Origin of the sequence: Brucella sp. IR068 (assembly GCF_049065885.1) — a bacterium.
Lineage (GTDB): Bacteria > Pseudomonadota > Alphaproteobacteria > Rhizobiales > Rhizobiaceae > Brucella > Brucella intermedia.
Map to the genome: position 1 here is coordinate 40,105 of NZ_JBAKHE010000020.1, position 7,354 is coordinate 47,458.

Below are 7,354 nucleotides of genomic sequence, written 5' to 3' on the forward strand. Positions count from 1 at the left end.
TTATTTTTATGAAAAGCCTGATCGACAGTTTCGACGCCAGCCGCGATGATATCGAGCGCCTTGTCGCCCAAAGCCTGAAAGGCAGCGACGATGGCGAACTCTTCGTGGAATATCGCGAGGCGGAGGCTCTCGTTTTCGACAATGGCCGCCTCAAGACCGGCTCCTTCAATCAGGATCAGGGATTCGGGTTGCGATCGGTCGCTGGTGAAGCCATCGGCTATGCCCATGCGGGTGATCTGTCTATCGCCGCCTTGCGACGCGCTTCCGATGCAGTTTCCGCAACCCTCAAGGGCTACGGCGGGAGTTATTCGGCGGCGCCTGCTGGCACCAACCGTCATCTTTACACGGACGAAAATCCCATCGGTTCCCCGACCTTTGACGCCAAGGTGCAACTGTTGCAGCAGATCGACGCCTATCTGCGCGCCAAGGACCCGAAGGTGAGACAGGTTTCCGTTTCGCTTGCAGGATCGTGGCAGCAGGTCGAAATATTGCGTGCCGACGGTCACTTCGTGCGCGATATAAGGCCCATGGTCCGGTTGAGCGTCTCGGTGGTGGCAGGCAATGGCGACCGCCAGGAATCAGGTTCTCATACGGTTGGCGGACGCAAGGGATTTGGCGAATTCGTCACGACTGAAAGCTGGCAGCATGCCGCCGATGAGGCATTTCGGCAGGCGCTCGTCAATCTGGAGGCCATCCCCGCCCCCGCAGGCACATTCGACATCGTTCTGGCAAACGGGTGGCCGGGCGTGATGCTGCATGAAGCGGTTGGCCATGGGCTGGAAGGCGACTTCAATCGCAAGAAGACCTCCGCTTTTGCCGGTCTCCTCGGCCAGCAGGTTGCATCGAAAGGCGTGACGGTGGTCGACGACGGCACGATCGTCGAGCGTCGCGGCTCTCTCACCATCGACGATGAAGGCACGCCGACCAATCGCACCGTGCTGATCGAGGACGGCAAACTCGTCAACTACATGCAGGACCGCCAGAATGCGCGCCTGATGGGCATGGAAGCAACCGGCAATGGGCGCCGAGAATCCTATGCTCATGCACCCATGCCACGCATGACCAACACCTACATGCTTTCAGGCGACAAGTCGCCTGAGGAGATCATCGCCTCCATGAAGAAAGGCATCTACGCCGTTTCCTTCGGTGGCGGCCAGGTGGATATCACATCCGGCAAATTCGTGTTCGGCTGCACGGAAGCCTACATGATTGAGGACGGCAAGGTCGGCGCGCCGATCAAGGGTGCGATGCTGATCGGCAACGGCCCGGATGCGATGCAGCGTATTTCGATGATCGGCAACGATATGAAACTCGATACTGGCAGCGGCAATTGCGGAAAAGGAGGCCAGTGGGTTCCCGTCGGCGTCGGCCAGCCGCATTTGCGCATGGATCAGGTAACGGTGGGCGGCACGGCTGTATAGCCATGCCCTCACGCCATGCGAGCGCAGATATTTATTAGCTTCATCTTGCTTGCGGATAAGAGCGGTAAAGTGCAGGTTACGGATACGGCTGCATGGCGACTTTCAATGCCGCGCCGATCTGGAGAGAGAAATGCCTCAATCGCCCTACGACTGGACGGGCAGGCGAACGGAGAAGCGTGACCGGCAGAGACGGGTCCTGGTCGTGACAGCCATCGCCATGGGAGCGCTCATCCTCGTCCTTGGCATGGTGGATGGCCTATTGATCCTGCTAGGCTGATATGCTGCCCGTCTACATAATTGATTGCACAGGAATAGAGAGCGCTGACGAACTCTGGCGACGTTATCTTTCCGCCGTTCCTGCGGAAAATCCTGAAGCCTTCGGCTACACACTGGACTCGTTCTGCGACGCAGTGCAATGGCAAGGTCCCGGCTGGCCGGGAGAGTGCGAACTCGTTTTCCAGAATGTCGATGCGCTCGCCAAGTTGAAAACACGCGGCGGTCAACCGTTTCTCGAAGCGTTCATCCGCCTCGCAAACGAAACCGACAGAATAACCATCAGGCTTTCGTAAAAGCCGGTTCTCGTCTTAGACGCCCGGCTCTTCTTCCAGCAAACCGGTTACGAAATCGAACAGGCCCGGACGGCGATCGCGGCGAAGACGTTCGGCCTCGATAATAGATTTGATCGCGGCGAAGGAGCGGTCGAGGTCTTCATTGATGACGATGTAATCGTACTTCACCCATTTCTGGATTTCGAAGCGGGCATTCTGCAAGCGTGTCTCGATGACATCCGCCGTGTCTTCGGCGCGGCGGTTCAGGCGCTGCTGCAGTTCGCGCATGGTCGGCGGCAGGATGAAGATAGAGACCACATCGGCAGGCATCTTTGCCTGCAACTGGTCTGCGCCCTGCCAATCGATGTCGAAGAGCATGTCCTGACCGTCGGCCAGCGCAATCTCGGCAGTTTCACGGAGCGTGCCGTAGAAATTGCCGTGAACTTCGGCCCATTCGATCAGTTCGTCATTGTCCCGCAGACGCTCGAATTCGCGTATGGTCTTGAAATGGTAGTGGACCCCCTCGATCTCGCTCGGGCGGCGCTGGCGCGTCGTCACACTGATCGACAAGGAGAGGTTCATCTTCTTGTCTTCCAGCAAAAGCCGGGCGATGGTCGACTTTCCCGCCCCGGAGGGCGATGAGATCACCACCATCAAGCCTCTGCGTGCGACGCCATTTTCAACCGAAGAGATGGCCATGATACCTGTTACTCCAGATTTTGTACTTGTTCGCGAAACTGATCCACGACCGCCTTCAGTTCCAGACCGATGGCTGTGATCGACGCCGCGTTCGATTTGGAACACAGTGTATTTGCTTCACGATTAAATTCCTGTGAAAGAAAATCGAGCTTGCGCCCGATGGGGCCGCCGTCAGCAAGAAGTTTGCGGGCGGACGCCACATGCGTTTCCAGCCGGTCAAGTTCTTCCTGAATATCGGCCTTGGTCGCCAGAAACGCCGCTTCCTGATAGAGCCGCGCTTCATCGAGTTCACGCGCGGCATCCAGCAGCAGGGCCACCTGCCCCGCAAGACGGGCCTTGATCGCATCGGTACTGCGCGAGGGGTCACGGCGGGCACTCTCGGTCAGTCGTTCGATAGTATCGACATGCGCGGACAGAATGGTGAAAAGAGCCTTGCCTTCCTGTTTGCGAGCATCGGCAATTGCCTTGAGCGCCTCTTCAAAGCTCGAGACGATGGCCGCTTCCAGCACGCCGCGTTCATCTTCGTTGTCAGCCACCTGTACCTGATCGATGATGCCACGCAGCGAAAGAATGCCATCAACACTCGCAGGCGCGAGACCGTGCCTGGCCTGCAAATCCGCACCAAGCTTGAGGACCTCGGCGAGCATCGCCTGGTTGATGGTGAAACCGGCCTGAGCCTCACTGCGTTCTACGCTGAGGCTTGCCTGAAAATTCCCGCGTGAAAAATGGCGTGCCAGCATCGAGCGGACTGGGTGTTCCGCCGCTTCCAGACCTTGCGGCAGACGCAGCCGGAGGTCGAGCCCCTTGCCGTTGACGGAACGCACCTCCCAGACAATGCGCACGTCTCCGCCGTCCACGGTGTGCTGCACGGCGTGGCGTGCAAATCCGGTCATGCTTTGGAGCGCCATGCGTTCCATCCCCTCAACTCATGTCCGCAGAGGTGCGGACTTACTCAAAAACCGAACCGAAGCCGGCATCTGCCGCCGGCTTCGGTTAAAACAAACTCACCAGAGGCCGCTCTATTGTCCCGCGCTCTGATCTGGAACGTTGCCGCTATTCCTCTGCTGTTCCACGGAGCGCCACTTGCGAACATTGGCGTTGTGCTCCTGCAACGTCTTTGAGAACACGTGGCCACCCGTTCCGTCGGCGACGAAATAGAGGTCTTCCGTATCCAGCGGGTTGGCAACAGCTTCCAGTGCCGCCTTGCCCGGATTGGCAATGGGCGTCGGCGGCAGACCGTTGATCACATAGGTGTTGTAAGGCGTCGGCTTTTCGATGTCCGACTTGAAGATCGGGCGATCAGACGGCTTGCCGGCCCCACCGAACAGACCATAGATGATGGTCGGATCGGACTGGATGCGCATGCCCTTCTTCAGGCGGTTGACGAAGACCGAGGCCACATGCGGGCGCTCGGACGCGATCCCGGTTTCCTTTTCCACGATGGAAGCCAGCGTCACGAATTCGTTCTTGTCCTTGACCGGCAGGTCGGGATTACGCTTTGCCCAGGCTTCGTCCACGAGCTTCTTCTGGGAGGCGATCATACGGTCGATGATTTCCGAACGCGTCGTGCCGCGAGTGAAATTCAGCGTATCGGTGAAGAGCGAGCCTTCCGGTGGCATGTCCTTCGGCATATCTCCGACAAGAATCGGATCAACCGAAATACGGTCGAAAATCTGCTTCACCGTCAGACCTTCCGGGATGGTCAGCGGATACATGATGGACTTGCCGCTGATGAGAATATTCATCACATCGCGCATCGTCGCCCCGGCAGGGATGGCGTATTCGCCCGCCTTCAGATCATTTTCGTGTCCGAGCGTGCGCATACCATAGCGGAAGATGCGCGCATCGCTGACGATTTCACGGTTTTCCAGACTATTGGAGACTTCGGCAATGCCGGCACCGCGCTTGACAAGAAATGTGGTCTCGGCAGCAAGCGGACCCGGAGCATCGAACTGCATCTTGCCGAAATAGAACAAGGCGGACGCGCCGAGCAGAACGAGCACGACGAGCGACAGCATGAAGTTCATGAACACCACGATCTGGCTGCGCGCATGGCGTGAACGCTTGCGCGGCGGCGGCGTTCCCGGCTCGGGGCGCAGAGCTTCAGACGCAGATTTCGGCACGAACGGCTTTGAAGTCGCGTTCGTTTCCTGCGTCGCGCCCGTGGGCTGCTCGTCCGCGGGCGGTGTTCCGGATGGTGCCTCTGAATTCACTCAATCACCTCGGTCCAGAGCCCTGAATAGTTCAGCCAAACTATACGAAAAGCTCCGTCTATCTATTTTGGCGCAGCTTCCGACATTTCCGTCGAATGCCGCCCAGAACGGCTATGCACTTAATTTCGTCAGAGCGGATGAAACTCTTCGGAGTTGCGACCACACTAACCGGTGTTCACAATTTTAAACATCGCATCCGGTTATATTTTGGCAAAAACGCGGAGAAATCCCCGCGTTTTTTGATTCCGAGATTTATTTCAGCAATACCGATCAGGAATATCGGCGCAGGATCAGCGAAGCATTGGTTCCGCCGAACCCGAAGGAGTTCGACAGCGCCACATCGATCTTGCGTTCACGGGCCTTGTGTGGAACCAGATCGATCTTCGTGGAGACCGCAGGATTGTCCAGATTGAGCGTCGCAGGCGCGATGTTATCGCGGATGGCAAGCGTCGAGAAAATCGCCTCGGCAGCACCAGCAGCACCCAGCAGGTGACCGATGGACGACTTGGTCGAAGACATCGAAACTTTCGACGCGGCGTCGCCAACCACGCGCTCGACAGCGCCCAGTTCGATGGTATCGGCCATGGTCGAAGTGCCATGCGCATTGATGTAGTCGATCTGGTCCGGCGTGATTCCGGCGCGCTTGATGGCCATTTCCATGCAGCGCTGCGCACCCTCGCCGTTCTCGCTTGGAGCGGTGATGTGGTAAGCATCGCCGGAAAGACCATAACCGATGACTTCGGCATAGATCTTCGCGCCGCGCGCCAAAGCGTGTTCAAGCTCCTCAAGAACCACAACGCCCGCACCTTCACCCATGACAAAGCCGTCGCGGTCTTCATCATAAGGACGCGATGCCGCGGTCGGGTCATCGTTGCGCTTCGTGGAGAGCGCCTTGCAGGCAGCGAAGCCTGCAAGCGAGATGCGGCTTACCGGGGATTCCGTACCGCCAGCGACCATCACATCCGCATCGCCGAAAGCGATCAGGCGGGCAGCGTCGCCAATGGCGTGCGCGCCGGTCGAGCAGGCGGTGACGACCGCGTGGTTCGGGCCGCGCAGCTTGTGCTTGATGGAAACATGGCCGGAAGCCAGATTGATCAGACGGCCGGGAATAAAGAATGGCGAGATGCGTCGCGGACCCTTGTCGCGCAGCGTATAGCCCGCTTCGACGATGCCTTCGATGCCGCCGATGCCGGAACCGATAAGAACGCCGGTGCGAACCTGGTCTTCGTCGCTTTCTGGATGCCAGTTGGCGTCGTCCAGCGCCTGATCGGCAGCGCCGACGGCATAAACGATGAAAGGATCGACCTTGCGCTGTTCCTTCGGCTCCATATGGAGGTCGGCATTGAAGGTGCCATTGGTGCCATCGCCAACCGGGACGCGGCAGGCAATCTGGCAGGCCAGATCATCAACTTCAAATTCCGTGATGCGGCGAGCACCGCTTTCACCGGCAATAAGACGCTTCCAGGTCTCTTCGACACCGCTGGCAAGCGGCGACACCAGACCAAGACCGGTGATGACGACACGCCTCATATCCACCCCTTAAAATTCTGTTATGTCACAAGCACCGCGCCCCGCAGGCTTTAACCGGCAGAACATATGTCCGGGCCTGACTGAAAGGGATGGTGCTCCAATTGTTAATACCGGAGCCTGCCATATCGAACGCGTTCTCGACCAGCGTTCGGACAGATTCACAACAGGCCTCGAACGGACCTTTGTGCATGTGCGTTTCGACCGTGAATACGAAAGAAACAGCCAAAGACAAGCAGGGCCGGGATTCGCGAGAACCCCAGCCCAATGCTCAAGTTCAGATTAGGCAGAAGCCTTGTCGATGAACTTCACAGCGTCGCCGACCGTGAGGATCGTTTCGGCAGCGTCGTCAGGAATTTCAACGCCGAATTCTTCTTCGAAAGCCATGACCAGCTCGACCGTGTCGAGGCTGTCTGCGCCGAGGTCATCGATGAAGCTTGCGCCTTCCGTGACCTTGTCGGCATCTACGCCCAGATGTTCAACAACGATTTTCTTGACGCGCTCTGCGGTATCGCTCATGTCGGAACCTCGACCTGTGTGTTTGTTGCTCTGCCTTGGTTAGCGGCATGCAGGATTGTAATCAAGTTATAAGATGTCTGCCAAGTTTCGAGCGAAGCCGCCCGGACAGTCATCCTGTGGATATTCCTTTCGGAACAGGATCGCAGCGCTTCTACTCAGAATGCCGCAATTCTCGATGGGCGCATTACCATGCTTCTTGAGCAAGGCAAAGCGCCTTTTCCTTCTCCACCCCCCGTATTAAGGCATTTTATACCATAATCGAGGGGAGAAGGAGGGTTAGATCATGGCCATGCCACCATTGACGTGCAGGGTCTGGCCGGTCACATAAGCTGCCTCATCGCTTGCCAGATAGACGACGGCAGCAGCAATATCGCCCCCAACGCCCATGCGCTTCATGGGGATATTGCTCATGATCGCATCCTTCTGC

At 57.9% G+C, this 7,354-nt stretch carries 9 protein-coding genes; 3 read left to right on the forward strand and 6 right to left on the reverse strand.

Annotated elements, in window-relative coordinates:
- Positions 1-8 precede the first annotated feature (8 nt).
- The 3 genes from tldD to ACOWVS_RS21600 all read left to right on the forward strand — a co-directional run bounded on the left by tldD (position 9) and on the right by ACOWVS_RS21600 (position 1,990).
- Positions 9-1,421, forward strand: coding sequence for a metalloprotease TldD (gene tldD, locus ACOWVS_RS21590; RefSeq protein ID WP_075042456.1), 1,413 nt, complete (start codon positions 9-11; stop codon positions 1,419-1,421).
- Positions 1,422-1,551: 130 nt separating this feature from the next.
- Complete coding sequence (locus ACOWVS_RS21595) at positions 1,552-1,698, forward strand: MFS transporter (protein ID WP_139309320.1); 147 nt, start codon at positions 1,552-1,554, stop codon at positions 1,696-1,698.
- Position 1,699: 1 nt separating this feature from the next.
- On the forward strand, positions 1,700-1,990 hold the full coding sequence (locus ACOWVS_RS21600) for a hypothetical protein (RefSeq protein WP_006466227.1): 291 nt from the start codon (positions 1,700-1,702) through the stop codon (positions 1,988-1,990).
- Positions 1,991-2,005: 15 nt separating this feature from the next.
- On the opposite strand, the gene gmk is transcribed toward ACOWVS_RS21600, so the two are convergent.
- From gmk to ACOWVS_RS21630, 6 genes are all read right to left on the reverse strand, one after another.
- Positions 2,006-2,668 carry a guanylate kinase gene (gene gmk, locus ACOWVS_RS21605; RefSeq protein ID WP_006466226.1) on the reverse strand — a complete coding sequence of 221 codons (663 nt, stop codon included), beginning with the start codon at positions 2,666-2,668 and terminating at the stop codon, positions 2,006-2,008.
- Positions 2,669-2,676: 8 nt separating this feature from the next.
- A complete protein-coding gene (locus tag ACOWVS_RS21610) occupies positions 2,677-3,576 on the reverse strand; it encodes a YicC/YloC family endoribonuclease (RefSeq protein ID WP_006470680.1) in 900 nt (299 codons plus the stop codon).
- A gap of 111 nt (positions 3,577-3,687) precedes the next feature.
- A complete protein-coding gene (gene mltG, locus ACOWVS_RS21615; protein ID WP_006466224.1) occupies positions 3,688-4,881 on the reverse strand; it encodes an endolytic transglycosylase MltG in 1,194 nt (397 codons plus the stop codon).
- A 270-nt stretch (positions 4,882-5,151) separates the two neighbouring features.
- A complete protein-coding gene (fabF, locus tag ACOWVS_RS21620; protein WP_025091922.1) occupies positions 5,152-6,411 on the reverse strand; it encodes a beta-ketoacyl-ACP synthase II in 1,260 nt (419 codons plus the stop codon).
- Between the two features lie 279 nt (positions 6,412-6,690).
- Positions 6,691-6,927: an acyl carrier protein gene (locus ACOWVS_RS21625; protein ID WP_002963616.1), complete on the reverse strand. Its 237-nt coding sequence runs from the start codon at positions 6,925-6,927 to the stop codon at positions 6,691-6,693.
- A gap of 276 nt (positions 6,928-7,203) precedes the next feature.
- Positions 7,204-7,354, reverse strand: a 151-nt coding sequence (locus ACOWVS_RS21630) for an SDR family oxidoreductase (protein ID WP_420973089.1), incomplete at its 5' end; no start/stop codon positions are given.

Bases quoted from the DNA above. Each gene is read 5' to 3' on its own strand.
- tldD (WP_075042456.1), top strand. From the start codon at position 9: ATGAAAAGCCTGATCGACAGTTTCGACGCCAGCCGCGATGATATCGAG.
- ACOWVS_RS21595 (WP_139309320.1), top strand. From the start codon at position 1,552: ATGCCTCAATCGCCCTACGACTGGACGGGCAGGCGAACGGAGAAGCGT.
- ACOWVS_RS21600 (WP_006466227.1), top strand. From the start codon at position 1,700: ATGCTGCCCGTCTACATAATTGATTGCACAGGAATAGAGAGCGCTGAC.
- gmk (WP_006466226.1), bottom strand. From the start codon at position 2,668: ATGGCCATCTCTTCGGTTGAAAATGGCGTCGCACGCAGAGGCTTGATG.
- ACOWVS_RS21610 (WP_006470680.1), bottom strand. From the start codon at position 3,576: ATGGCGCTCCAAAGCATGACCGGATTTGCACGCCACGCCGTGCAGCAC.
- fabF (WP_025091922.1), bottom strand. From the start codon at position 6,411: ATGAGGCGTGTCGTCATCACCGGTCTTGGTCTGGTGTCGCCGCTTGCC.
- ACOWVS_RS21625 (WP_002963616.1), bottom strand. From the start codon at position 6,927: ATGAGCGATACCGCAGAGCGCGTCAAGAAAATCGTTGTTGAACATCTG.